General features: G+C 61.0%; 26 protein-coding genes and 1 other RNA gene. 19 read left to right on the top strand and 8 right to left on the bottom strand.

What is annotated here, in order from left to right:
- The 3 genes from ACOWVD_RS14850 to sstT all read left to right on the top strand — a co-directional run bounded on the left by ACOWVD_RS14850 (nt 1) and on the right by sstT (nt 3,451).
- Entirely contained in the window at nt 1–732 is a 732-nt protein-coding gene (locus ACOWVD_RS14850; RefSeq protein ID WP_004937150.1) for a glutamine amidotransferase, read from the top strand.
- 252 nt (nt 733–984) lie between these two features.
- A complete protein-coding gene (locus ACOWVD_RS14855; protein WP_015379153.1) occupies nt 985–1,953 on the top strand; it encodes a TerC family protein in 969 nt (322 codons plus the stop codon).
- A gap of 262 nt (nt 1,954–2,215) precedes the next feature.
- On the top strand, nt 2,216–3,451 hold the full coding sequence (sstT, locus tag ACOWVD_RS14860) for a serine/threonine transporter SstT (protein WP_004937146.1): 1,236 nt from the start codon (nt 2,216–2,218) through the stop codon (nt 3,449–3,451).
- 53 nt (nt 3,452–3,504) lie between these two features.
- Here sstT and ACOWVD_RS14865 read toward each other — a convergent pair whose 3' ends face one another.
- Together ACOWVD_RS14865 and uxaC are read right to left on the bottom strand one after the other, a co-directional pair.
- A complete protein-coding gene (locus tag ACOWVD_RS14865; protein ID WP_421105644.1) occupies nt 3,505–4,992 on the bottom strand; it encodes a UxaA family hydrolase in 1,488 nt (495 codons plus the stop codon).
- 20 nt (nt 4,993–5,012) lie between these two features.
- Nucleotides 5,013–6,425, bottom strand: coding sequence for a glucuronate isomerase (uxaC, locus tag ACOWVD_RS14870; protein WP_004937143.1), 1,413 nt, complete (start codon nt 6,423–6,425; stop codon nt 5,013–5,015).
- Nucleotides 6,426–6,719: 294 nt separating this feature from the next.
- Between uxaC and ACOWVD_RS14875 the strand changes: the two genes are divergently transcribed.
- The 11 genes from ACOWVD_RS14875 (at nt 6,720) to ACOWVD_RS14925 (ending at nt 14,255) form a co-directional block, all read left to right on the top strand.
- Nucleotides 6,720–8,018 carry an MFS transporter gene (locus ACOWVD_RS14875; protein WP_015379157.1) on the top strand — a complete coding sequence of 433 codons (1,299 nt, stop codon included), beginning with the start codon at nt 6,720–6,722 and terminating at the stop codon, nt 8,016–8,018.
- A gap of 119 nt (nt 8,019–8,137) precedes the next feature.
- Complete coding sequence (exuR, locus tag ACOWVD_RS14880) at nt 8,138–8,914, top strand: transcriptional regulator ExuR (RefSeq protein WP_004937137.1); 777 nt, start codon at nt 8,138–8,140, stop codon at nt 8,912–8,914.
- A 186-nt stretch (nt 8,915–9,100) separates the two neighbouring features.
- The gene (locus ACOWVD_RS14885; RefSeq protein WP_049241480.1) at nt 9,101–9,547 is read left to right on the top strand and encodes a hypothetical protein; all 447 of its coding nucleotides are present in this window, start codon (nt 9,101–9,103) and stop codon (nt 9,545–9,547) included.
- 136 nt (nt 9,548–9,683) lie between these two features.
- Complete coding sequence (locus ACOWVD_RS14890; protein WP_004937132.1) at nt 9,684–10,364, top strand: DedA family protein; 681 nt, start codon at nt 9,684–9,686, stop codon at nt 10,362–10,364.
- Nucleotides 10,361–10,735 carry an EnvZ/OmpR regulon moderator MzrA gene (gene mzrA, locus ACOWVD_RS14895; RefSeq protein WP_004937130.1) on the top strand — a complete coding sequence of 125 codons (375 nt, stop codon included), beginning with the start codon at nt 10,361–10,363 and terminating at the stop codon, nt 10,733–10,735. The genes ACOWVD_RS14890 and mzrA overlap by 4 nt, the downstream gene beginning before the upstream one ends.
- Before the next feature lie 243 nt (nt 10,736–10,978).
- On the top strand, nt 10,979–11,350 hold the full coding sequence (locus tag ACOWVD_RS14900) for a DUF1090 domain-containing protein (protein ID WP_015379159.1): 372 nt from the start codon (nt 10,979–10,981) through the stop codon (nt 11,348–11,350).
- A gap of 164 nt (nt 11,351–11,514) precedes the next feature.
- A complete protein-coding gene (locus ACOWVD_RS14905) occupies nt 11,515–11,820 on the top strand; it encodes a DUF883 family protein (protein ID WP_004937125.1) in 306 nt (101 codons plus the stop codon).
- Between the two features lie 2 nt (nt 11,821–11,822).
- Nucleotides 11,823–12,224 carry a phage holin family protein gene (locus ACOWVD_RS14910; RefSeq protein ID WP_015379160.1) on the top strand — a complete coding sequence of 134 codons (402 nt, stop codon included), beginning with the start codon at nt 11,823–11,825 and terminating at the stop codon, nt 12,222–12,224.
- A complete protein-coding gene (locus ACOWVD_RS14915) occupies nt 12,221–12,508 on the top strand; it encodes a YqjK-like family protein (protein WP_004937121.1) in 288 nt (95 codons plus the stop codon). Before ACOWVD_RS14910 ends, ACOWVD_RS14915 begins: the two co-directional genes overlap by 4 nt.
- Before the next feature lie 294 nt (nt 12,509–12,802).
- Entirely contained in the window at nt 12,803–13,198 is a 396-nt protein-coding gene (locus ACOWVD_RS14920) for a DoxX family protein (protein WP_031300242.1), read from the top strand.
- 70 nt (nt 13,199–13,268) lie between these two features.
- Nucleotides 13,269–14,255 (top strand): glutathione S-transferase family protein, encoded by a 987-nt coding sequence (locus tag ACOWVD_RS14925; protein ID WP_421105645.1) that lies wholly within the window; start codon nt 13,269–13,271, stop codon nt 14,253–14,255.
- 50 nt (nt 14,256–14,305) lie between these two features.
- Here ACOWVD_RS14925 and ACOWVD_RS14930 read toward each other — a convergent pair whose 3' ends face one another.
- Nucleotides 14,306–15,202 (bottom strand): LysR family transcriptional regulator, encoded by an 897-nt coding sequence (locus ACOWVD_RS14930; RefSeq protein WP_004937113.1) that lies wholly within the window; start codon nt 15,200–15,202, stop codon nt 14,306–14,308.
- 107 nt (nt 15,203–15,309) lie between these two features.
- Here ACOWVD_RS14930 and ACOWVD_RS14935 point away from each other — a divergent pair, with 107 nt between their 5' ends.
- Nucleotides 15,310–16,011: a pirin family protein gene (locus tag ACOWVD_RS14935; protein WP_004937111.1), complete on the top strand. Its 702-nt coding sequence runs from the start codon at nt 15,310–15,312 to the stop codon at nt 16,009–16,011.
- Between the two features lie 57 nt (nt 16,012–16,068).
- Here ACOWVD_RS14935 and rnpB read toward each other — a convergent pair.
- Nucleotides 16,069–16,446: RNase P RNA component class A (gene rnpB, locus ACOWVD_RS14940), an RNA gene on the bottom strand.
- Between the two features lie 41 nt (nt 16,447–16,487).
- The gene (gene rsmI / locus ACOWVD_RS14945) at nt 16,488–17,351 is read right to left on the bottom strand and encodes a 16S rRNA (cytidine(1402)-2'-O)-methyltransferase (RefSeq protein ID WP_015379162.1); all 864 of its coding nucleotides are present in this window, start codon (nt 17,349–17,351) and stop codon (nt 16,488–16,490) included.
- 62 nt (nt 17,352–17,413) lie between these two features.
- Here rsmI and ACOWVD_RS14950 point away from each other — a divergent pair, with 62 nt between their 5' ends.
- The 4 genes from ACOWVD_RS14950 to dolP are packed head-to-tail and all read left to right on the top strand — an operon-like array spanning nt 17,414 to nt 21,030.
- Nucleotides 17,414–19,453 carry a penicillin-binding protein activator gene (locus tag ACOWVD_RS14950; RefSeq protein ID WP_049241475.1) on the top strand — a complete coding sequence of 680 codons (2,040 nt, stop codon included), beginning with the start codon at nt 17,414–17,416 and terminating at the stop codon, nt 19,451–19,453.
- Nucleotides 19,450–19,803 (top strand): YraN family protein, encoded by a 354-nt coding sequence (locus ACOWVD_RS14955; RefSeq protein WP_134942552.1) that lies wholly within the window; start codon nt 19,450–19,452, stop codon nt 19,801–19,803. The genes ACOWVD_RS14950 and ACOWVD_RS14955 overlap by 4 nt, the downstream gene beginning before the upstream one ends.
- 51 nt (nt 19,804–19,854) lie before the next feature.
- Nucleotides 19,855–20,445, top strand: coding sequence for a DnaA initiator-associating protein DiaA (gene diaA / locus ACOWVD_RS14960; protein ID WP_004937103.1), 591 nt, complete (start codon nt 19,855–19,857; stop codon nt 20,443–20,445).
- Between the two features lie 9 nt (nt 20,446–20,454).
- Nucleotides 20,455–21,030, top strand: a complete 576-nt coding sequence (dolP, locus tag ACOWVD_RS14965) for a division/outer membrane stress-associated lipid-binding lipoprotein (protein WP_004937101.1) — start codon at nt 20,455–20,457, stop codon at nt 21,028–21,030.
- Nucleotides 21,031–21,069: 39 nt separating this feature from the next.
- Here dolP and mtgA read toward each other — a convergent pair whose 3' ends face one another.
- The 3 genes from mtgA to arcB form a co-directional block, all read right to left on the bottom strand.
- Nucleotides 21,070–21,801, bottom strand: a complete 732-nt coding sequence (mtgA, locus tag ACOWVD_RS14970) for a monofunctional biosynthetic peptidoglycan transglycosylase (protein WP_421105646.1) — start codon at nt 21,799–21,801, stop codon at nt 21,070–21,072.
- Nucleotides 21,798–22,451, bottom strand: a complete 654-nt coding sequence (gene elbB, locus ACOWVD_RS14975; RefSeq protein ID WP_015379166.1) for an isoprenoid biosynthesis glyoxalase ElbB — start codon at nt 22,449–22,451, stop codon at nt 21,798–21,800. The genes mtgA and elbB overlap by 4 nt, the downstream gene beginning before the upstream one ends.
- A gap of 237 nt (nt 22,452–22,688) precedes the next feature.
- Nucleotides 22,689–25,028 carry an aerobic respiration two-component sensor histidine kinase ArcB gene (arcB, locus tag ACOWVD_RS14980; RefSeq protein WP_015379167.1) on the bottom strand — a complete coding sequence of 780 codons (2,340 nt, stop codon included), beginning with the start codon at nt 25,026–25,028 and terminating at the stop codon, nt 22,689–22,691.
- Nucleotides 25,029–25,111: the final 83 nt, after the last annotated feature.

Here is a 25,111-nt window from a genome sequence, read left to right on the forward strand (position 1 = left end):
ATGAAACCGCTGCTCGTGATGCAAACCGGCGACGCGCCGCAGGCCATTCGTCAGGAATTGGCCAACTTTGAAGGCATGTTCCTGCAACAGGGCAATATCGACGCCGAACGCGCGCACATCGTGCACCTGCCCGCCGGCGAACGGCCGTTGCCGCCTGCCGCCTATTGCGGCGTAGTCATCACCGGCTCGCCGGCGATGGTGACCGAACGGCTGCCGTGGAGCGAGGAAGCCGCCGAGTGGCTGCGCCAGGCGATGGCGATCAAACTGCCGCTGTTCGGCGTCTGCTACGGCCATCAGCTGTTGGCCTACGCGCTCGGCGGCGAAGTGGGCTACCACCCGCAGGGCATGGAGGTGGGTACGCTGGAGATCGAACTGCTGCCCGCCGCGGCCGACGATCGGCGGCTCACCCTGCTGCCGCCGCGCTTCAAGGCCAACCTGATCCACTCGCAGAGCGTGCTGACGCCGCCCGCCGGCGCGCAGACGCTGGCGCGTTCGCAGCAGGACGCGCACCAAATCCTGCGCTATGGCGATCACGCCCTGACCACCCAGTTCCACCCGGAATTCAACGGCGCGGTGATGAGCCAGTATCTGCAGTGGCTCGGCGAGCTGCATCCCGAGCAGCAGGCCCGCTACCAACAGCAACAACAACAGGTTAGCGACACGCCATTCAGCCGCCTGCTGCTGCAGGGATTCGTCGTCAGCCTCGGCGCGCAAAAAGCGATGGCCGGTTAACGCGATTCACGTTGACCGCCGACACATTTTGCATTACTTTCTGCTCTGCAAAGGGGAGTAACTTCATTGCCGGTCAATCGTCATTACGATGCGCAAGCATCCGGTTACCGGGCAACCTGATGTCAAAGGTGTAACCACCTTCATCAACGTTGTAAGTGAGACCTTGCCGGAAGGCGAGGTTTGCTTGCAGCGTTCACAGAGCGGCTGGCGTCTTCCGACGTTGGCCGTTTTTGTTTTTGAAGGATACCTCTGATGATGAATTCCGTTGGCACACCGTGGTTATGGGGCAGCTTTGCCGCCGTCATAGTCGTGATGCTCGCAATCGATCTCCTGTTGCAGGGCCGTAAAGGCGCGCACACCATGACTATGAAGCAGGCCGCCAGCTGGTCGCTGGTGTGGGTCAGCCTCTCCCTGCTGTTCAACTTCGGTTTCTGGTACTACCTGAATGAAACCGCCGGGCGCGCCGTCGCCGATACCCAGGCGCTGGCCTTCCTGACCGGCTACCTGATCGAAAAAGCGCTGGCGGTGGATAATGTGTTCGTCTGGCTGATGCTGTTCAGCTACTTCGCCGTGCCGGCCAACCTGCAACGGCGGGTGCTGATCTACGGCGTGCTGGGGGCGATCGTGCTGCGTACCATCATGATCTTCGCCGGCAGCTGGCTGGTCAGCCAGTTCCAGTGGCTGCTGTATCTGTTCGGCGCTTTCCTGCTGTTCACCGGTATTAAAATGGCGCTGGCGAAGGAAGATGACTCGGCGATCGGCGACAAACCGCTGGTGAAATGGCTGCGCAGCCGCTTGCGCATGACCGACAGCCTGGAAGGCGAGCGTTTCTTCGTGCGCCGCAACGGCATTCTGTTCGCCACCCCGCTGGTGCTGGTGCTGATCCTGGTGGAACTGAGCGACGTGATTTTCGCGGTGGACAGCATTCCGGCGATCTTCGCCGTGACCACCGATCCGTTCATCGTCCTGACCTCCAACCTGTTCGCCATCATGGGCCTGCGCGCCATGTACTTCCTGCTGGCCAACGTGGCGGAACGGTTCTCGATGCTGAAATACGGCCTGTCGGTGATCCTGGTATTTATCGGCATCAAGATGCTGATTATCGACTTCTTCCACATCCCGATCGGCGTGTCGCTCGGCGTGGTGGCGGGCATCCTGACGTTCACCTTGCTGATCAACGCCTGGGTCAATCACCGCAACGATCGCCTGGCGAAGAAATAACCATAATCTGTTATCCGGGGCGCTAGTCGCCCCGTGATTGTTTGGCAATTCCCCCAAAACGCCAAACGTTATTGCGATCACACAAATGTAACCAGTATGTTATCAAGTGTTGATCCGCGCTCAGAATTTCACCCTCGCCTCTTTCCAACATCATTCGATTGCTGAATACTGATTCGGCAAACACACTTAGTTACAGAATCATATAAAGCTGCCTGGCGTCGTTCCCGCCGCGGCGGCCAGATAACATCAGGAAGAAAGCACTATGCAAAAACTACTACAAAAGATCACGCAGGGCAGCCTGGTCAAACAAATCATGGTCGGCCTGGTGGCCGGCATTCTGGTGGCGCTGGTTTCACCGGCGGCGGCAGCGGCGGTCGGCCTGCTCGGCACCCTGTTCGTCGGCGCGCTGAAAGCGGTGGCGCCGGTGCTGGTGCTGATTCTGGTCATGGCCTCGATCGCCAACCATAAACAGGGGCAGAAGACCAACATTCGCCCGATCCTGTTCCTCTACCTGCTGGGCACCTTTGCCGCCGCGCTGGTGGCGGTGGTCGTCAGCTTTATCTTCCCTTCCACGCTGGCGCTGACCACCGGCGCGACGGACATTACCCCGCCGGGCGGCATTGTGGAGGTGATGAAGGGCCTGTTGATGAGCGTGGTGGCCAACCCATTCCATGCGCTGATTAACGCCAACTACATCGGCATTCTGGCCTGGGCCGTCGGTCTGGGGCTGGCGCTGCGCCACGCTTCCGAGACCACTAAGGGGCTGATCAACGACATGTCCCATGCGGTCACGCTGGTGGTGCGCGCGGTGATCCGCTGTGCGCCGCTCGGCATCTTCGGCCTGGTGGCCTCCACGCTGGCGGAAACCGGCTTCGGCGCGCTGTGGGGCTACGCCCAGCTGCTGATGGTGCTGCTTGGCTGCATGCTGCTGGTGGCGCTGGTGCTCAACCCGTTGATCGTTTACTGGAAGATCCGCCGCAACCCGTATCCGCTGGTGTTCGCCTGCCTGCGCGAGAGCGGCGTGACCGCCTTCTTCACCCGCAGCTCCGCCGCCAACATCCCGGTGAATATGGAACTGTGCAAGAAGCTGAACCTGAATGAGGACACCTACTCGGTTTCCATCCCGCTGGGCGCCACCATCAACATGGCCGGCGCGGCGATCACCATCACCGTGTTGACGCTGGCGGCGGTAAACACGCTGGGCATCGCGGTGGACGTCCCGACCGCCCTGCTGTTGAGCGTGGTGGCGGCCCTCTGCGCCTGCGGCGCCTCCGGCGTGGCCGGCGGTTCGCTGCTGCTGATCCCGCTAGCGTGCAACATGTTCGGCATTCCGAACGACGTGGCGATGCAGGTGGTGGCGGTCGGCTTTATCATCGGCGTCCTGCAGGATTCGGCGGAAACCGCCCTCAACTCCTCCACCGACGTGCTGTTCACCGCCGCGGCCTGCCAGGCGGAAGACCAGCGGCTGGCGAACGAAGATCCGCTGAAGGTGCGTTAATCGCGCGTTGCTTCATCAAAAAGGCGCTCCTTCGAGCGCCTTTTTTGTCAGCCTTACAGCGTCACCCCGCTTTTAAAGATCGCCAGCTCGCGGAAGTCGTTGGTTTCATTACGCGCCGGACGCCCGTTGGCGATCTCGACAATCAGATCGATGAAGCGACTGAGCAACGTCTCCATCGCCACGCCGTGGATCAGGCTGCCGGCGTCAAAATCGATCCAGTGCGGTTTCTTCGCCGCCAGCTCGCTGTTGGTCGCCAGCTTCACCGTCGGCACAAAGCCGCCGTACGGCGTGCCGCGCCCGGTGCTGAACAGCACCATATGGCAGCCGGCGCCGGCCAGCGCGCTGGTCGCCACGGCGTCGTTGCCCGGCGCGCTGAGCAGATTCAGCCCCGGCACGCGCAGCCGCTCGCCGTATTTCAGCACGTCAACCACCTGGCTTAACCCCGCCTTTTGGGTGCAGCCGAGCGATTTCTCCTCCAGCGTGGTGATGCCGCCGGCCTTGTTGCCCGGCGACGGGTTCTCATAAATCGGCTGCTGATGGGCGATGAAATAGCGTTTGAAATCGTTGATCATGTCGACGGTTTTGTCGAAGGTCTCCCCATCGCGGCAGCGGCTCATCAGAATGCGCTCGGCGCCGAACATCTCCGGCACTTCGGTCAGCACCGTGGTGCCGCCGTTGGCGATCACATAATCGGAGAACCGCCCCAGCAGCGGGTTGGCGGTGATACCCGACAATCCGTCCGAACCGCCGCACTCCAGGCCGAACTTCAGCTCGCTCAGGCGGCCCGGCTCGCGGCGATCGTGGCGCATCTCCCGGTACAGCTCGTGCAACAGCGCCAGCCCGGCTTCCACTTCGTCGTCCTGCTGTTGGCACACCATAAAGCGCAGCCGTCGCTCGTCCTCTATCCCCAACGTGGCGCGAAAGGCATCCACCTGATTGTTCTCGCAACCCAGCCCGATCACCAGCACCGCGCCGGCGTTGGGATGGCGCGCCAGGTTCTGCAGCATGATGCGGGTGTTGGCATGATCCTGCCCCAGCTGCGAGCAGCCGAACGGGTGACTGAACAGATGCACGCCGTCGATCCCCTCTGCCTGCGTTTGCTGCAAAAAGCGTTGCTGGATCTGGCGAGCGATACCGTTGACGCAGCCGACGGTCGGCACGATCCACAGCTCATTGCGGATCCCCACTTCGCCGCCGGCCCGTCGGTACAACTGCACCTCGCGATCCGCGGCCTGCGGCGGCAACGTCGGGAACTGCGGTTGGTAACGGTAGCTGTCCAGATCGCTCAGGTTGGTTTTGGCGTTTTGCGAATGAATATGCTCCCCCGGCCCGATGGCCGCGAGCGCATGGCCGATCGACTGGCCATATTTGATGATGTCCTCGTCCTTGGCGATCGGGCCGAGCGCAAATTTGTGCCCGCGCGCCACCGGCTGCGCCAGTTGGATGACCGCGCCTTCCAGCTCAACGCACTCTCCGGCAGCCAGATCGCGCAGCGCCACCGCCACGTTATCCTGCTCGTGAATCTTTATCGTACTTTGCATAAACCGGTCCCGGATAACGGCTACGCCAGTTCAATGGCGAAATAGTCTTTGGCGTTGTCGAAGCAGATGTTTTTCACCATTTCGCCCAGCAGCGCGATATCCGCCGGCGCTTCGCCGTCCGCCACCCAACGACCGATCATCTGGCAAAGAATGCGGCGGAAGTATTCATGGCGCGTGTACGACAGGAAGCTACGACTGTCGGTCAGCATGCCGACGAAGCGGCTCAGCAGCCCGAGCTGCGCCAGCTGCGTCATTTGGCGCTGCATGCCGTCCTTCTGATCGTTGAACCACCAGCCGGAACCGAACTGCATCTTGCCCGGCGTGCCTTCCCCCTGGAAATTGCCGATCATGGTGCCGATCACTTCGTTATCGCGCGGGTTGAGGCAGTAGAGAATGGTTTTCGGCAGGCCGCCCTGCCGCGCCTGGGCATCCAGCAGCCGCGACAGCGGCTCCGCCAGCGGCCGATCGTTGATCGAATCGAAACCGATATCCGGCCCGACGGCGGCCAGCATGCGGCTGTTGTTATTACGCAACGCGCCGATGTGATACTGCTGCACCCAGCCGCGGCGCCGGTACTCGCCGGCCAGGAACAGCAGCACCGCGCTTTTGAACTGGGCGCTCTGTTCCGGCGTCGGCAGCTCGCCGTTCAGGCGGCGCAGCAGGATCGCATCCAGCGCCGCTTCATCGGCCTCGCCGAACACCACCACGTCCAGCGCATGGTCGGCCACCTTGCAGCCGTGGGCGGCGAAGTGATCCATGCGCTTGTACAGGGCGTCGCACAGCGCGCTGAAGCGGCCGATGGCGGTATCCGCCGCCGCCTCCAGCTGCCGCAGATAGTCATTGAAGCCCGGTGCATCGACAGTGAAAGCCTTGTCCGGCCGCCAGCTCGGCAATACCTTGATATCGAAGCCACGATCGTCGGCGATCGCCCGATGATGGCGCAGATCGTCGATCGGATCGTCGGTGGTGCCCACCATTTTCACATTCATCTGCCGCATGATGCCGCGCGCGCGAAACTCATCCTGCGCCAGCAGCGCATTGCCGCGCTGCCAGATCTCATCCGCCGTGGCCGGCGACAGCAGCGTATCCGTGATGCCGAACGGCCGACGCAGCTCCAGATGCGTCCAGTGATAGAGCGGGTTGCCGATGGTATGCGGCACCGTGGCGGCCCAGGCGTCGAATTTCTCGCGATCGCCCGCATCGCCGGTACACAGCCGCTCCGCCACGCCGTTGGTGCGCATCGCCCGCCATTTATAGTGATCGCCCCGCAGCCAGATATCGTACAGGTTGCTGAAACGGGTGTTCTCCGCGATCTGCTGTGGCGGCAAATGGCAGTGATAATCGAAAATCGGCTGTGGCGCCGCATAGTCGTGATACAAGCGCCGGGCAAATTCGTTGTCCAGCAGGAAATCTTCGCTCAAAAACGTCGCCATCTCGGGCTCCTTACTTGCCGTGCGGCACGGGGTCGAATCACAAAAGTTATCACACCAATTTTCACAGGCGTCCAGCAAATTTTTCCCATGAGCTGCTGGTTTAAGGTCCTTTAATCCCTTTTTCGCTCAATTTTACGGCAAGCGTGCGGCGTAAACGCACTATTTCACCAGCGACAGTATCGCTCAGGCGAATAATTCCTTTTGTGATATCACTCAACTTTTAAACCTGTATGACAGGTTATTGTCTCGCCAGCCGCATCGACGGCCACACCTTCAAACGGGGAGACATTTCGGATGCGTAAAATTAAAGGGTTACGCTGGTACATGATCGGACTGGTGACCATCGGCACCGTGCTGGGCTACCTGACCCGCAACGCCATCGCCGTCGCGGCGCCGACGCTGGAAGATACGCTGCACATCACCACCCAACAGTATTCCTATATCGTCGCCGCCTATTCCGCCTGCTACACCGTGATGCAACCGGTGGCGGGCTACGTGCTGGACGTGCTGGGCACCAAGGTCGGCTACGCCATGTTCGCCATTCTGTGGGCGCTGTTCTGTATGGGCACCGCGCTGGCCAACAGCTGGGGCGGCCTGGCGCTGGCGCGCGGCGCGGTCGGCATGGCCGAGGCGGCCATGATCCCCGCCGGGCTGAAGGCCAGCAGCGAGTGGTTTCCGGCCAAAGAGCGTTCGATCGCCGTCGGTTATTTCAACGTGGGTTCATCGATCGGCGGCATGATCGCCCCACCGTTGGTGGTATGGGCCATCGTGGCGCACAGCTGGGAAATGGCGTTCATCATCACCGGCGTGCTGAGCCTGATCTGGGCCATTTGTTGGCTGCTGTTCTACAAACACCCGAAAGATCAGAAGAAACTGAGCCAGGAAGAGCGCCGTTACATCCTCGAAGGCCAGGAAGCCCAGCACCAGACCTCTAACGCCAAAAAGATGTCCGCCTGGCAGATCGTGCGCAACCGCCAGTTCTGGGGCATCGCGCTGCCGCGCTTTCTGGCGGAGCCGGCCTGGGGCACCTTCAACGCCTGGATCCCGCTGTTCATGTTCAAGGCCTACGGTTTTAACCTGAAAGAGATCGCCATGTTCGCCTGGATGCCGATGCTGTTCGCCGATCTCGGCTGCATCGTCGGCGGTTATCTGCCGCCGCTGTTCCAGAAGTATTTCAAGGTCAACCTGATCGTCTCACGCAAGCTGGTGGTGACGATGGGAGCGGTGTTGATGATCGGCCCCGGCATGATCGGCCTGTTCACCAGCCCTTACGCGGCTATCGCGCTGCTGTGCGTCGGCGGCTTCGCCCATCAGGCACTGTCCGGCGCGCTGATCACCCTCTCTTCCGACGTGTTCGGCCGCAATGAGGTGGCGACTGCCAACGGCCTCACCGGCATGGCGGCCTGGACAGCCAGCACGCTGTTCGCCCTGGTGGTCGGCGCCCTGGCGGACACCCTCGGCTTCAGCCCGCTGTTCGCCGCGCTGTCGGTCTTCGACATTCTCGGCGCCATCGTCATCTGGACGGTGCTGCAAAACCGTCCGGCCGCCGAAACCCAGCCGGCCACGCTGCAACCGGCCCCGGCGCGCAGCTGATCCCGCCGCCCGGCCGCCGCGCCGGGCCTCTTGCTCCTCTGGCAGCGGTGCCGAATAAGTGGTATAACAAATCCGATGGCCACGCGCCCCTTCCCACCGCACCGTATAGAGCATTCACTATGGAATTCACCGAAACCAGACGCCTGTATCAGCAACTGGCCGCCGAGCTTAAGCAACGCATCGAAAGCGGCCGCTACCCGGTGGGCGACAAGCTGCCGGCCGAGCGATACATCGCCGAAGAGATGAATGTCAGCCGCACCGTGGTGCGCGAAGCGATCATCATGCTGGAAGTGGAAGGCTATGTAGACGTGCGCAAGGGCTCCGGGATCCACGTGGTGTCCAACCAGCAAAAACACCTGGTGGTGCCGGGCGACAGCATCGAGTTCGCCACCGCCGGCCCGTTCGAGCTGCTGCAGGCGCGCCAGCTGATCGAAAGCAACATCGCCGAATTCGCCGCCACCCAGGTGACCAAGCAGGATATCGTGCAGTTGATGGAGATCCAGGAGCACGCCCGTAAAGAGGATCGCTTCCGCGACTCGCAGTGGGATCTGAAGTTCCACGTGCAGGTGGCGCTGGCCACCCAGAACACCGCCATGGCCACCATCGTGGAAAAAATGTGGGTGCAGCGGGTCAACAACCCTTACTGGAAAAAGCTGCACGAGCATATCGACGAACGCTCGATCGCCAGCTGGTGTGACGATCACGATCAGATCCTCAAGGCGCTGATGCGCAAAGACCCTTACGCCGCCAAACTGGCGATGTGGCAGCACCTGGAAAACACCAAACAGATGCTGTTCAACGCCACCAGCGATGACTTCGAATACAACGCCGATCGCTACCTGTTCGCCGAGAATCCGGTGGTGCATCTGGATGGCGTGAACCACGAGCCGAAATAGCCACGGCGGTCAAAAACCGTCGGCTTATGTCAGGTAATGTAAAATCCGCTGAATCGATGCCGGAACCGCCGTTTGCCGTGTACTATTTCACCGTCGGCAACGTAGATTTCCCTGTTGCCAATCGTGCTATTTTGGTAGAGTTAGCCCACTTTTTTACCCATTGCTGCGGGGGCGGGACGCGAATAAATGCGCTGGTTGTTTGCCATGCTGATTGCTCTTTTCTGCTGGACCGGTTCGGTCTCCGGCCAACAGCTATGCGTGGCGTCATCCAAGCCCACCCCCAACGCGCTGAGCAGCCTGCCGCCGCTGGCGGAGCCGGCGCTTTCCCCCTATGATCATGTGTATCGGGCGCCGGCCGAAGCGCGCCGCAAAGCCCCCGGCAAGTTGCCGCTGCTGCTGCCCAGAGCGTACTCTTTCCCCGGTTCGCTGCTCGCGTCCTCCCTGCCGGCGCCGGTCTATACCCTGGCCGCAGAGCCGGGCTACCGAATTCGTTTCCCCCGCCAGGACACCCCGGCCCCCAACCGGCTTGCCCAGGTCGACTGGATGCTGGACGCCTCCAGGCAACAAAGTCGGCAGGCCGGCTGGAAAGAAAGCAACATGCAGTACCGTGGCACGCTGACTTACCACCTATGACCGGTGTCGCATCGCTTAGAAACCTTAAAGCAACGCCGTTTCATCGTTATCAGCACTCAGGATCGCCGCGCGCTTTCAGCTCACGCCCGCTCCGCCGCTGAGATAAAAATAAACAATGACGTTTTAGGAACACCGGATGGACATCATTAAAGAACTGATACATGCCTTATGGCAGCAGGATTTTGAGACGCTGGCGAACCCTTCGTTGGTGTGGACCCTCTACATCCTGCTGTTCATGATCCTGTTTTTGGAGAACGGCCTGCTGCCGGCCGCTTTCCTGCCGGGTGACAGCCTGCTGATCCTGGTCGGCGTGCTGATCGCCAAAGGCACCATGGGCTTCCCATTGACCATCGTTATCCTGACCGTCGCCGCCAGCCTGGGGTGCTGGGTCAGTTATATACAAGGCCGGTGGCTCGGCAATACGCGAACGGTGCAAGGCTGGCTTTCGCATCTGCCGGCCCACTACCATCAGCGTGCACATAACCTGTTCCACCGTCACGGCCTTTCCGCCCTGCTGGTCGGCCGCTTCCTGGCCTTCGTGCGCACCCTGCTGCCGACCATCGCCGGCCTGTCCGGCCTGAGCAACGCACGCTTCCAGTTCTTCAACTGGATGAGCGGCCTGCTGTGGGTCTTGATCCTGACGACGCTGGGCTTCGCCCTGGGGAAAACTCCGGTGTTCCGCAAGTATGAAGATCAGCTGATGTTCTGCCTGATGATGCTGCCGCTGGTATTGCTGGTGGTCGGGCTGGTCGGCTCGCTGATCGTGTTGTGGCGCAAGAAGCGCGCCAATAGCCAGAATCCGGGGAAAGGGGCGTGACAGCAAAGCGCCCGCGCTGGCAATACGTCCTGATGATCGCGCTCGCCCTGCTGGCGTTGGCGACGCTGTTGGTGCCCTGCATGGTGCGCACCGAGAGCGAGCTGCGCATCCGCGCCAGCCAGCAAGGGCTGTCGCTGCCCGACGGCTTTTATGTCTACCAGCGCCTGGATGAACGCGGCATCCGCATCAAAAGCATTACGCCGGAAGGCGATGGCCTGGTCATCCGTCTGGATTCGCCGGAGCAGCAGTTGCTGGCGCGCGAAGCTTTGCAAACCATTCTGCCACCCGGTTACCACATCGCATTGAGCGAGTCCCCCGTGCCGTCGCATTGGGTGCGCGAATTTGCGCGCTCCCCGCTCAATCTGGGATAATCCCCCTTCATATGAAGGGGTTTCCTTTCATTGCCATAATCTTCATTTTCATTCGCATCGATTAGCTCAAGAATTAATCAGTCAGCACTGGGTCACGGCTGATTCTTTGGGGGCTCGCCGGTTTCATGACTATGCTGAAGGGTAACTTCAGCCGGCGATGAACGCCCTCCTCTCGCGCTGCCGCCTTCGGCAGCCAGGAAAGCGGATGCCTGTTCAGGCATCCCATGAACAAGGAACTGAAAGATGAAATTACGCCACTCCCTGTTACTGCTGTTGCCACTCTGCACGCTGCCGGCCCTCGCTTCGGCCGCAGAGGGCGGTTGCGCCGCCAAAGCGCAAAACATCCAACAGCAAATCGACTACGCCACCCAACACGGCAACACCCACCGCGTGGACGGGCTGAAAAAAGCGCTGAGCGAAGTGCAGACTCACTGCACCGAAGCCGGCCTGCAGGCCGAACGCCAGAAAAACATCGCAGAGAAACAGCGCAAGGTCGAAGAACGCCGGCAGGAGCTGAAAGAAACGCAGCAAACCGGCAAGCTGGACAAGGTCGCCAAGAAGCAGCAAAAGCTGGCGGAAGCGCAAGCTGAGTTGAAACGCGCCCAGGCGGAATAATTTTTTTACACCAGCGGATTTATCGATGAGAGCCCCATCACACGGGATTTCTTAAGCATATGGAATTGATGTCTGGTGTTATCTGCTGGCCATCACCCCTTTGCTCCGGCGAAAAAATCCGCTATGTTAAAAGTCTGTCGAAATAAACGTTAAGGAATAATCACATGGCACATGATTCAAATGCAGAAAACTTACGCGCTGAACTGAAGTCCTTAGCCGATACGCTGGAGGAAGTGCTGAACTCCTCCACCGACAAGCCGAAAGCCGAGCTGGAGAAGCTACGTTCGAAGGCGGAAGGCGCGCTGAAAGAGACCCGCGCTCGCCTGAGCGACGCCGGTGACAAGCTGGCTTCGCAAACCAAACAGATCGCCGGCCAGGCCGACGACTATGTGCGCGACAACCCGTGGACCGGCATCGGTATCGGCGCGGCGGTCGGCGTGGTGCTGGGCGTGCTGCTCGCGCGTCGCTAATCATGGCTGAACAACCGCAAGTGCGCGCGCAGGGCCCCGCCAAAGGGGTTCTGGATATCGGTCAGCGCATCATCACGATCCTGGTCGGCATGGTGGAAACCCGTGTCCGGCTGGCGGTGGTCGAGCTGGAAGAGGAGAAAGCCAACCTCATTCAGCTGCTGATCATGGCCGGTATGACACTGCTGTTCACCGCCTTCGGTTTGATGAGCCTGCTGATCCTGATCTTCTGGGCCATCGATCCGGTCTACCGGCTGGTGGCGCTGGGCGCCACCACTGGCGTGCTGCTGTTTCTGGCCGTGGTCGGCACCATCTGGACGCTGGTCAAGGCCCGTCGCACCACGCTGCTGGGCGCCACGCGCAAGCAGTTGGAACTCGACCGCGCCGAACTGGAGCGCGAGCCATGAGCCGCCGCCGCTACCTGGAATGGAAAAAAGAGAGGCTGATTCGCCAGATCCAGCAACAGCGTCTGGATCTGGCCGAACACAAGTCTTTGTGGCTGGAAAAAACCGAACGCATTGACCGCGGCTGGCAGACCGTTTTTGGCCTGCGCCGCTATCTGGTACTCGGTTCCAGCGTCATGGCGCTGTACGGCATCCGCCACCCCAGCAAGATGATCCGCTGGTCGCGTCGCGCTTTCGGTGCCTGGAGCGCTATCCGACTGTTTAAAAAGACCTTCTCCGCCAAGTAAGCCCCGCGTTTTTCCTTCAAACATCCTGTTGCTCTGCCCTCGTTTTCCCCTTAAAACAGCGCTGTTTATCCCGAGGGCTGGGCAACCTGCTGACAAGCGTCAGTTTATTAGCACGCTAAAGATTCAGATTTTTTGAAAAATTACGACAGTTTTACTTGCTAACAACCTGAGCACTTCCCGATTAACATTCACTCCATCAATACGATATGGGCCGAACAGGGTGAGAGACCCGATATACCGCCCGTTGATATGACTACCGCCGAACAGGCACACAAAAACACTTTGGAGTAGATGATGAAAAAATTAGAAGATACAGGTTTGTTGGTTGCTCGTATTCTGATGCCAATCCTGTTTATCGTGGCAGGCTACGGCAAAATGGGTGACGCTTATGCCGGAACCCAACAGTACATGCAATCGATGGGCGTGCCTGGCTTCTTGCTGCCGCTGACCATTCTGCTGGAGTTTGGCGGCGGTCTGGCGATCCTGTTCGGCTTCCTGACCCGCACCGTGGCGCTGTTCACTGCCGGTTTCACCATCCTGACCGCGCTGCTGTTCCACACTGACTTTGCGGAAGGCGTAAACCAGCTGATGTTCATGAAAAACCTGACCATCGCCGGCGGCTTCATCGTGTTGGCGATCGCAGGCCCGGGCGGCTTCAGCATCGACCGTCTTCTGAACAAGAAATGGTAATCTAAACTGTCATTCAGGGCCCGGCATGCCGGGCCCTGTCGTTTTTCACTCGGACACCAAGGAGATTCCCATGGGACAACTCGTCGATGGCGTTTGGCAAGACATCTGGTATGACACGAAATCTACCGGCGGCCGTTTCAAACGTTCAACCGCTCAGTTTCGCAATTGGGTGACCGCCGACGGTCAGCCCGGCGAACACGGCGCGGGCGGCTTCCAGGCCGAAGCGGGCCGTTATCACCTGTATGTTTCTCTCGCCTGCCCCTGGGCGCACCGCACGCTGCTGATGCGCAAATTGAAAGGGCTGGAGCAGATTATTCCGGTCTCGGTGGTGCACCCGCTGATGCTGGAAAACGGCTGGACCTTCGGCCAGGATTTTCCTGAAACCACCGGCGATCCGCTGTATCACGCCGACTTCCTGTACCAGATCTACCTGCGGGCCGATCCGCACTACAGCGGGCGCGTGACCGTGCCGGTGCTGTGGGATAAACAGCGGCAAACCATCGTCAGCAACGAATCCGCCGACATCATCCGCATGTTCAACAGCGCGTTTGACGGCGTCGGCGCTCGGGCCGGGGACTACTACCCGACCGATCTGCGCGGTAAGATCGATGAGCTGAACGGCTGGATTTACGAGCAAGTGAACAACGGCGTGTACAAGGCCGGTTTCGCTACCAGCCAGGAAGCCTATGACGAAGCGGTCAACGGGGTATTCAACGCGCTGGAGCGCCTTGAGCAGATCCTGGGGCAACATCGCTACCTGACCGGCGATCGGCTGACCGAGGCCGACCTGCGTCTGTGGACCACGCTGGTGCGTTTCGATCCGGTGTACGTCACCCACTTCAAGTGCGACAAACACCGCATCAGCGACTATCTGAACCTGTACGGTTTCCTGCGCGACATCTACCAGATGCCGGGCATCGCCGAAACGGTCAGCCTGCCGCACATTCGCAACCACTACTACCGCAGCCACGCCACCATCAACCCGCACGGCATCATTTCCATCGGGCCGGCGCAGGATCTGGACGAGCCGCACGGCCGCGACCAGCGCTTCGGCTAAGGCAAAAAAATCCCCTTGCCGCCCGGCAAGGGGATGTCATCCAACCGACGTTAGCGCTGCGCGAACAGGCGCGGAATTTCGCGCAGGAACCAGGCTTTCGCCTCCCCCATGCTGTCGCGCCGCCAGGCCATGATGATATCGGCTTCGCGGCTGTATTCCGGCCCCACCACACGCAGCCGTCCGGCCTCGATATCTTTCTCCACCATCGGATACGGCATGGTCGCCACCCCCAACCCGGCCAGCAGCGCCAGGCGTTTGTCTTCAATGGTGCTCACCGTCAGGCGCTGTTGCTTGTCCAGCAGCTGTACGGTCAACACCGGGCGCTCGCGGGCGGTATCCGCCACCGCGATGCCGCGGTACTTCACGCGGGTCACCTCAGACAGCGGCTCCGGCTCCTGGTGGATAGGATGATCCGGCGCGGCGACATAAACGCTCATGACCTTGTACAGTTTGCGGGTGTTGATCTCCGACGACGCGCGAAAATGCATGTCCGGCGCGATCACAATGTCGGCGCGCCCCTGTTCCAGCCGCTCCCAGGCGCCCGCCAGCACTTCGGTGAAAATCGACACCTGGGTGTTGGCCTTCAGCGCCAGTTTGTCCACCAGCGGGAACAGCAGGCTCGGCGGCGACAGCGCTTCGCTGACGATGGTCAGGTGGGTTTCCCAACCGCGCGCCAGCGCCTCGGCGTCGGTGGTCAGCTTATCGGCCGCCTCCAGCAGCACCCGCCCGCGCTCCAGCAACATGCGCCCGACGTTGGTGAACTTGGTGCGGTGGCCCGAACGGTCGAACAGCACCACGTCCAATTCTTCTTCCAATTTTTGCATGGTGTAGCTGAGCGCCGACGGCACCCGGCCCAATTCGTCGGCGGCCGCGGCGAAACTGCCACGCCGGTCGATCGCGTCCATCACTCTCAGCGCCTCAAGCGTGAGCGCCCGATCTCTGGCCATCACATCCCTCTGTCAGGAAATTTGAATATGCCGACCAGATTAACTGGCTAACAATCCGACGTCCAGATGCTTACCATTTGGATAATGAATTTAGAGAGCCGATTGCCATGATTACATGCAGAACAGCACAACAATGCGGGCAAGCTGACTTTGGTTGGCTGCAGGCTCGCTACACCTTTTCCTTTGGTCACTACTTCGATCCCAAACTGATGGGCTACGCGTCGCTGCGGGTGCTGAATCAGGAGGTGCTGGCACCGGGCGCGTCGTTCCAGCCGCGCACCTATCCCAGCGTGGATATCCTGAACCTGATCCTGCAGGGCGAGGCGGAATACCGCGACAGCGACGGCAACACCGCGCGCGCCAAAGCCGGCGAAGCGCTGCTGTTGGCCACCCAGCCGGGCCTGAGTTACAGCGAACAGAACGTCAGCAGCGATACGCCGCTGACCCGCCTGCAGCTGTGGCTGGACGCCTGCCCGGAACGCAACAACGAGCGGGTGCAGCGCCTGGCGCTGCCGGCGGCGGGCAACCTGCTGCTGGCCTCGCCGGACGGCGCGCAGGGTAGCCTGCAGCTGCGCCAGCAGGTTTGGATCCACCATCTCGATCTGCAGCCGGGCGAAGAACAAACGCTGACGATTAACGGGCCGCGCGCCTATTTGCAATCGATTCACGGCACCATCGCCGCTACCGGCGAGCGCCACGAAGCGCAACGCCTGACCTGCGGCGACGGCGCCTTCGTGCGTGAGGAAAACCGCCTGACGATCCGCGCCGAGACGCCGCTGCGCGCGCTGCTGATTGACCTGCCGGTGTAAGCCGGCCGAAAAACGAAAAACCCCGCGCAACAGGCGTTGCGCGGGGTTTTCTTTTGTCGAGGGAGTTGACCGGTAAGCCGGGTTCTGTCGTGGACAGTCATTCCTCTAGGCCAGCAATCGCTCACTGGCTCAAGCAGCCTACCCGGGTTCAGTACGGGCCGTACCATGTGAACCCCTATTTGGCCTTGCTCCGGGTGGAGTTTACCGTGCCACGAACTGTTGCCAGCCGCGCGGTGCGCTCTTACCGCACCCTTTCACCCTTACCTGATCCCGCTTGCGCGGGCCATCGGCGGTTTGCTCTCTGTTGCACTAGTCGTAGGCTTGCGCCTCCCAGGCGTTACCTGGCACCCTGCCCTATGGAGCCCGGACTTTCCTCCCCTCCATCTGTCTCCCCGAAGAGGACGGCAATGAAGCGGCGACTGTCTGGTCAACTCCGGCGCGGATAGTAGCGTCGCGGCGGCGGCAGGTCAACCGCTTTACGGCTGTTGTTGCTCCAGCGCGTGCTTATACAGCGCATTTTTCTTCACGCCGTGGATTTCCGCCGCCAGCGCCGCCGCCTTTTTCAGCGGCAGCTCTTTTTGCAGCAGCGCCAGCGTGCGCAGCGCCTCAAGCGGCAGCGCATCCTCCTGCGCCTTGTGGCCTTCGACGATCAGCACCATCTCACCGCGGCGGCGCACTTCATCTTCCTGCACCCACGCCAGCAGCTCGCCCACCGGCGCGCCATGGATGGATTCCCAGGTTTTGGTCAGCTCGCGCGCCAGCACCACATAGCGCTGCGGGCCCCAGACGGTGACCATGTCCTGCAGGCTTTCCAGCAGGCGGTGGGTGGATTCGTAGAAAATCAGCGTGCGCGGTTCCTCCGCCAGCGCCATCAGCGTATCCTTGCGCCCCTTGGTTTTCGCCGGCAGGAAACCTTCGTAGCAGAAACGGTCGGAAGCGACGCCCGCGGCGCACAGCGCGGTAGTGGCGGCGCAGGCGCCCGGCAGCGGCACCACGCGAATGCCGGCCTCGCGGCAGCGGCGCACCAGGTGATAACCGGGATCGTTGATCAGCGGCGTGCCGGCGTCGGAAACCAGCGCAATGCTTTGGCCTTCCTGCAGTTTCGCCAGCAGTTGCTCGGCCTTTTGCTGTTCGTTGTGATCGTGCAGCGCGAACAGACGCGCGTTGATCGCGAAGTGTTGCAACAGCAATCCGGTATGGCGCGTATCTTCCGCCGCGATCAGATCAACGCTTTTCAGTACCTCTAACGCACGGTGGGTAATATCGCCCAGATTGCCGATGGGGGTGGGCACCACATACAGCGTTGATGCAGAAATGACTGATTGTTGGTGTTGATTCATTGTTTCATCCGGGTTGCCGATTTAATATTGAGCATCTTGAAAAAAACATCACTGGATACAGTATGCTTTCCTCAACATTCGTTCGTACCAAAGCAGGGCGTTCCAAGCCTGTCCGACTGACCGCAGTCATCGCCGCCGCCCTTTTCCTGGCGGGCTGTCCAAGTCGGGCCCCGCAAACGCCGCCCGCCAATATACAGGACGAAGCGAGCGCCAGCTCCGATTACTACCTGCAGCAGTTGCAGCAAAGCAGCGATGATAACAAGGCTGACTGGCAATTACTTGCTATTCGCGCCTTGCTGCGTGAAGGAAAACTGCCGCAGGCCGGCGACCAGTTGAATCAACTGCCGAAAAATCTCAGCGGCGCGCAGCAGACCGAACGCCAATTGCTGACCGCCGAACTGCAGATCGCCAACAAGAGCTACGTCAGCGCCCGCAGCACGCTGGGCCACCTGGACAGCGGCGCGCTGTCGCCGAATCAGAAGGTGCGCTACTACCAGGCGCAGATCGCCGCCAATCAGGGCAAAGCATCGCTGCCGCTGATCCGCGCCTATATCGCCCAGGAGCCGCTGCTGACCGGCAAGGCGCACCAGGACAATCTGGATCAAACCTGGCAGGCGCTGCTGCAGCTGACGCCGCAGGAGATGAACAGCCTGGTGATCAACGCCGACGAGAACGTGCTGCAAGGCTGGCTGGATCTGCTGCGCGTTTATCAGGACAACAAGCAGGATCCCGATCTGCTGAAGGCCGGCATCAAAGACTGGCAGAACCGTTATCCGAATAACCCGGCGGCCAAAACGCTACCGGCTCGCCTGAATCAGGTGCTGAACTTCACCCAGGCCTCCACCTCGAAAATCGCCCTGCTGCTGCCGTTGAACGGCCAGGCGAAAGTGTTCGCCGACGCCATCCAGCAAGGCTTCGAAGCGGCGAAAAACGGCGGTTCCATGCCGGCGCCGCAGCCTCAAGCCGCGCAACCGGCCAGCACGCCGGCTCAAACGGCGCCAGCCGATCAGGCCGCTACGGGTGACATCAACGCCAACGGCGCGGTCAGCCCTTCGGCGCAAGAGAGCCAGCCTGCCGTCACCGCCGCGCAACCCGCTGCGCCGTCCAGCGCGCCGATAACGCCGCTGCAGGCCGCCAACGCGCAGGTCAAAGTGTACGACACCACCAGCCAGCCGCTGGCCGCCTTGCTGAGCCAGGCGCAGCAGGATGGCGCCACCCTGGTGGTCGGCCCACTGCTGAAAGAGAACGTCGATCAGCTGTCCGCCAGCACCACCACGCTGAACGTGCTGGCGCTCAACCAACCCGAAACGCCGAAGGACAACCTGAACATCTGTTACTTCGCCCTGTCGCCGGAAGATGAAGCCCGCGACGCCGCCCGCCACATCTGGGAACAGCAGAAGCGTCAACCGCTGCTGCTGGTGCCGCGCGGCGCCTTCGGCGATCGCGTCGCCAGGGCCTTTAACCAGGAATGGCAGAAGCAAGGCGGGCAAACTGTGCTGCGCCAGGATATCGGCTCCGCCGGCGAGCTGCGCCAAATGGTGAACAGCGGCGGCATCCGCATGACCGGTACGCCGATGTCGAGCGCCCCGGCGCCGCAGAGCGTCACCATCGCCGGGCTGACCATTCCTGCGCCGCCGAGCGACGTGCCCGCCGCCACCGGCGGCAGCGTCGACGCGGTGTACATCGTCGCCACGCAGTCTCAGCTGACGCTGATCAAACCGATGATCGACATGGCCACCAGCTCGCGCGGCAAGCCGGCGATGTACGCCAGCTCGCGCAGCTACCAGGCCGGCGCCGGCCCGGACTTCCGTCTGGAAATGGAAGGCCTGCAGTTCAGCGATATTCCGCTGCTGGCCGGCTCAAACCCTCAGCTGCTGCAGCAGGCCAGCGCGCGTTTCCGCAACGACTACTCGCTGGTGCGCCTGTATGCGATGGGGATGGATGCCTGGACATTGGCCAACCACTTTGCTGAAATGCGCCAGCTGCCGGGCTTCCAGGTTTCCGGCACCACCGGTACGCTGAGCGCGTCGCCGAACTGCGTGATCAACCGTAAGCTGCCTTGGCTGCAATACCGTCAGGGCACGGTCGTTCCAGTCTCTTGAACCCACGCGCCTCAGGGGCGGGCTATGAGTTACTGGCCCGCCGTCACCTGGAACACGCCGGGCTCACCTTCTGCGCCGCCAATGTCGCGGTGCGCGGCGGTGAGCTCGACCTCATCATGCGCGACGGCACCACCTGGGTGTTCGTCGAAGTGCGCTACCGCCGCAACGACGCCTTCGGCGGCGCGGCCGCCAGCGTCACCTTTCGCAAACAACAGCGGTTGCTGCACGCCGCCGCCGTCTGGCTGGCGGGGCGCGGAGCCAGTTTTGACACATCATCTTGCCGTTTTGATGTTTTGGCCATTACCGGTAGCCAGTTAGAATGGATACCCAACGCCTTCAATACGGATTAATCGGGGTTTTGCGGCGCAGACCGGCCCTTTGACTTAGTGGATTAATACAACGTGCTGGATAGAATTAAAGTCTGTTTCACCGAAAGCATCCAAACCCAGATCGCGGCGGCGGAAGCACTGCCGGACGCCATTTCCCGTGCTGCGATGACGCTGGTTCAATCCTTACTCAACGGCAACAAAATCCTGTGCTGCGGCAACGGCACCTCGGCGGCCAACGCGCAGCACTTCGCCGCCAGCATGATCAACCGTTTTGAAACCGAGCGCCCCAGCCTGCCGGCCATCGCTCTCAACGCCGACAACGTGGTGCTGACGGCAATCAGCAACGATCGGCTGCACGACGAAGTGTACGCCAAGCAGGTGCGTGCGCTCGGGCACACCGGCGACGTGCTGCTGGCGATTTCCACCCGCGGCAACAGCCGTGATATTGTGAAGGCGGTCGAGGCGGCCGTGACGCGCGATATGACCATCGTCGCACTTACCGGCTACGACGGCGGCGAGCTGGCCGGGCTGCTCGGCCAGCAGGATGTCGAAATCCGCATCCCGTCGCACCGCAGCTCGCGCATTCAGGAAATGCATATGCTGACCGTAAACTGCCTGTGCGACCTGATAGACAATACGTTATTCCCCCACCAGGACGATTAAGGAACTGAGATGAAGCTAAAAGCCACATTTGCAGTGCTGTCCAGCGCCCTGCTGTTGCAAGGCTGTATCGCCGGCGTCGTCGTCGGCAGTGCGGCCGTCGCCACCAAAACCGCCACCGACCCGCGCAGCGTAGGGACCCAGGTGGATGACGGCACGCTGGAAGCCAGGGTCGAAAGCGCCCTGAGCAAAGACCAGCAGTTGAAGAAAGATGCCCGGGTGGTCGCCACCGCCTATCAGGGCAAGGTGCTGTTGACCGGCCAGTCGCCTAACGCCGATCTCACCGCGCGCGCCAAGCAGATCGCCATGGGCGTGGAAGGCACGACCGAAGTGTATAACGAAATCCGTCAGGGCACGCCGGTCAGCCTGAGCACCGCGTCCTCCGACACCTGGATCACCACCAAGGTGCGTTCGCAGCTGCTCACCAGCGATACGGTGAAATCGTCCAACGTGAAGGTCACCACCGAAAACGGCGAAGTGTTCTTGCTGGGCCTGGTCACGCAGCAGGAAGGGCAGTCGGCGGCGCAGATCGCCAGCCAGGTCAGCGGCGTGAAGCACGTCACGACCGCCTTTACCTACGTGAAATAATCCGCCTGGCGGGAGCGGCACCGTGCCGTTCCCGCCCGTTTAATCCAGCTTGTTCTCGCGTAAAAACGCTTCCCCGCCCAGTTGCCGCATCTGCCGCATGATCCACTGTTGACGTTGCACCACATAGCCGGACGGCGCATCGGCCCTGAAGCGATGCGGATTCGGCAATACCGCCGCCAGCAGCGCCGCTTCGGCCGCGCTCAGGCGCTTGGCCGGCTTATGGAAAAAGCGCTGTGAAGCCTCTTCCACGCCGAACACCCCATCGCCGAACTCGACGATGTTCAGGTACACCGTCAGAATGCGCCGCTTGGTCCACACCAATTCGATGCCGGACGTCAGCCCGGCCTCCAATCCTTTGCGCAGCCAGCTGCGGCCATCCCACAAAAACAGGTTCTTGGCGGTTTGCTGCGACAGCGTGGACGCGCCACGGATGCGCGTCGGGCGCTTCTCATTGTGGCTGAGCGCCTTTTCAATGGCCGCCACGTCGAAGCCCCAATGGTCTGGAAACTTCTGATCTTCCGCCGCCATCACCGCCAGCGCCATTTGCGGCGAGATGTCGTCCATCGACACCCAGTCCGAATAGGCGACATAGCCGAAGTCGCCGCTCAGCCAGGCGCTGACCTGCCGTTCCACCATCACGGCGGAAAACGGTACCGGCAGGAAGGCGAAGAGCACAATGCCCAACACCCACAGGCCGATAATCGCGATGACGCCGCGCTTCAGCCAATACCACGGGCGCAGCCGCCGCCATCCGACGAGCGATTTTCTCATTCAGCCAGTTCCAGCACCCGCGCCACCAGCTTATCGATGCCCAGGGCCGCCTGCGCGATAGACGGCGCCAGCATATAGGCCGGCGTGGTCACGATCTTATGTTCGCTGTCCACCACGATGTCGTCCACCGGGCAAATCACCGGTTCGCCGCCCATGGCGTCAATCACTTCCCCCAGATCCGGATCGTTGCCAATGGTCAGCCGCGCTTGTTGATCCAGCAGTTTCGGCAACAGCGCCGGCGCGATGCACATCAGGCCAATTGGTTTGTTGGCCTTATGCATCTCGCGCGTCAGGCGCGCCAAATCTTCATCGACCCAACATTCCGCGCCGGCTTCGGCGAAATTGCTGAGGTTCTTGGCGGCGCCAAAGCCGCCGGGCACGATCAGCGCATCCAGCTGCGCGGCCTCCGCCAGCGCCAGCGGCTGCACCGCACCGCGGGCAATGCGCGCCGATTCAATCAGAACATTGCGCGACTCCGCCATCTCCTCACCAGATAAGTGATTAATAACATGGCGTTGTGGTTTATCAGGCGCCAAGCACACCGCCTGGGCGCCGGCACGATCCAACGCCAGCAGCGTCAGCACCGCTTCATGGATCTCCGTACCGTCATAAACGCCGCTGCCGCTGAGGACTACACCCACCTTTTTCATCACTCTTACTCCTGTCGCTGCTGTCAACTGGTTCGTGCTCGGAGTTGACAAACACTAATCTACATCACACATTTTAATGAATCTTCTAACAAGAGCGCTTACATTTGCTATGTTGTTGGCTGTATGATGTTTAGGAATTCGCAACAACCTGCTCGACCAGAACACTGAAACCAATACGCAGGTTCACAATTTCCCTGGTGTTGGCGCAATATTCGCGCACCCCGGCTTAGGTCGGGGTCATTTTTTTTCAGCGTTCTCAACCCAAGCCCGCAGTACCTGCACGTCGTTGCGCCACTCTTGTTTCAGCTCATCCACCCAATCCTGCACGTTATCCCACCAGGCCGGCAGCGTCGGCGTTTGAATCTGCTGCGCCAGCTGCTGCAGATGGCGCAGACCGACCGAACCGGCGGCGCCCTTGATCTTATGCCCTTCCTCAGTGATGCCTTTCTGATCGCGCGCCGTCATGTTGGAGTCCAGCACCGCCAGATAGCCCGGCATCATCTGTTCGAACATCTCCAGACTTTGGTGGATCAGCTGCGGGCCAACCAGATCCATGTACTGTTCCAGCATCGCGGTATCGAGTAACGACTCATTAATCTGCATCGCCTTGTGCTCCGTTTTCTTTGAAGTGTGAGAAGGTTGATGATCCCAATAGTGTTTGATGACCTTGGTCAGCGCCGGCACCGACAGCGGCTTGCTCAGCACATCGTCCATGCCCGCCTCGAGATACTCTTTTTTGTCTTTCAGCACGTTGGCGGTCAGGGCCACCAACGGCGGCAGCGCCTGCCCGGCATAGCGCTCGCGCAGCGCTCGGGCGATGTCCAGCCCGGTCATGTCCGGCAGTTGGATGTCCAGCAGCACCAGATCGAACTCGTCCGGATCGAACATCGCCAGCGCGTCGTGGCCGTTCATCGCCACGTCGACGCTGTTGCCCAGCTTCTCCAGCACCGAGCGCGCCACGATCACGTTCAGTTCGATATCCTCCACCAGCAGGATGTGCAGCGCCGGCAACGGCAGCGCCTCTTCCTCCGGCGCCGCGCTGACGGCTTCCTGCACCGCCGGCGCCTTGATGGTTAAGGTAAAGCAAGAACCGTGCCCTTGTTCGCTGCGCACGGTAATGTCGCCGCCCATGCTCTGCGCCAGCCGCTTGGAGACCGCCAGCCCGATGCCGGTGCCGGTGGCCGGGCGGCCGCCGCGCTGATCTTTCACCTGATAATACATGGCGAAGATCTTGTCCTGCTCGTCCTGCGGGATGCCCATGCCCGAGTCTTCCACTTCGAACACCAGCTTCTCCTGCGCCTCGCGCCGCACGCGCACCACAATTTGCCCCTGCTGGGTAAATTTCACCGCGTTGCCGATCAGATTCCACAGGATCTGCCGCAGGCGGGTGCCGTCGGTCACGATCTGCTGCGGCAGCGGCGTCTGCGGCTCCATGACGAACTGCAGCCCTTTCGGCTGCGCCAGCAGGCCCGAGAGGTTCTCCAAATCCGCCAGGAAACCGGTGAAGTCCACCGGCTGGTTGTCGAGCTGCACCTTGCGCCGCTCGAGCTTGTCCATTTCGATAATGTCGTTGAAGATATTGCCGAGGGTGATGGCGCTGACGTGGATGGTCTTCAGGTATTTCAGCTGCTCGTCGTTCAGCTCGGTATCGAGCAGAATGCGGCTCAGGCCGACGATGCCGTTAAGCGGCGTACGCAGCTCGTGGCTGATGGTGGAGATAAAGGTGGTCTTCTCCCTGCTGGCGTTCTCCAGCGCGTCCTGATAGCGCTTACGCTCGGTAATATCGCGGCCAAAGCCCATCAGCCCGTGGCGTTTGCCCACCCGGTCGTAAAACGGCACCTTGCGCAGCTCGAAACAGGCCTTGCGGCCATCGGGATACACCAGCCACTGTTCGTAGGTCAGCGAGACGTTGTGGCGGAACACCTTCTCGTCGGTTTCGATCACCTTTTCGGCGATCTCCTGGCCGTAGACGTCGAACGGCGTCAGGCCGATCAATTGCTTCTCGCTCTTGCCGGTCAACAGCTCCATCGCGCGGTTGCAGCCGGAAAACTCTTTGTCTTCGTTGCGGTAGTAGACCAGATCCGGCGAGGCATCGAGGAAGGAACGCAGCAGCGCCGATTGCTGGCCCAGCTCAATCTGCGCCTGCTCGCGCTGCTCCATCTCTTCCGTCAGCTTTTCCATCACCTGCAGGCGCTCTTCTTCCGCTTTGATACGGTCGGCGATCTCCTGATTCAGCTGGCTGATATTGTCTTTGAGCTGCTGATTGAGCTCCAGATCGCGGTGGCGCATCTCTTCCAGCTTGTCCACCAGCCGCGCCAGCCGTTGGCGCGACTCTTCCAACTGTTCCACCACCACCGAGAGAAAATAGACCGCCCACGGGGTGATCAACAGGCCGAAGAAGATCGAACGCACCACGTCGATGCTTTCCACTTCGCCGCGCAGCAGCATGGTCACCGCCATCTGTACCACCATCGCCAGCACCACCAGCGCCGAGGCCAGCAGCAGCGAGAAGCGCACCAACCCCAGTTTCACCATTAAATCAACGTAGTACTGGGCCAACACCCGGATTTGCTTCATAGCGGCTCCCATCAGACACAATCTTTTGAATCATACCGTAAAACAGCGGTGAGATAAGGCGGCAAACGCCGAAGTGTGGCAAA

The sequence above is a fragment of the Serratia sp. SA088 genome, assembly GCF_049065515.1.
In the GTDB taxonomy this organism is placed as follows: domain Bacteria; phylum Pseudomonadota; class Gammaproteobacteria; order Enterobacterales; family Enterobacteriaceae; genus Serratia; species Serratia nematodiphila.